The sequence below is a fragment of the Achromobacter pulmonis genome, from assembly GCF_002885955.2.
Lineage (GTDB): Bacteria > Pseudomonadota > Gammaproteobacteria > Burkholderiales > Burkholderiaceae_B > Achromobacter > Achromobacter pulmonis_A.
In genome coordinates this window covers 1-323 of sequence record NZ_POQS01000097.1, presented here as the reverse complement: position 1 = coordinate 323, position 323 = coordinate 1, and the positions used below count along the sequence as shown (strand labels likewise).

Below are 323 nucleotides of genomic sequence, written 5' to 3'. Positions count from 1 at the left end.
GGCCTCGATCAGGCCGTCGTCCTCCAGCTGGCGGCAGGCCTGCAGCGCGGTGGAAAGGCTGACGTGATGGGTGCGCACCAGCGTGCGCACCGAGGGCATGCGCTGCGCCGGGGCCAGTACGCCGGTCTGGATGGCGCGCCGGTAGTGGTCGGCCAGGCGTAGATAGAGCGGTTGCGGGTCCATGCGCCGATCATGCTCCCCGAGGTCGGATGGTAGGTAGGCACAGATTCGCCAAAAGTACACCATAACAGCGGCAAAATCGAGGATCTGCTTCGATACAGAAACCCGGGATGTGTGGCTGTTGCGCATAGCAGCGGGCGCGT

General features: G+C 65.0%; 1 protein-coding gene. It reads right to left on the bottom strand.

Going from position 1 to position 323, the window contains the following annotated elements; translation table 11 throughout:
* A partial coding sequence (locus tag C1I89_RS33910; protein WP_146197005.1) for a GntR family transcriptional regulator occupies window positions 1–183 on the bottom strand: 183 nt, incomplete at its 3' end.
* Between the last annotated feature and the right edge of the window lie 140 nt (window positions 184–323).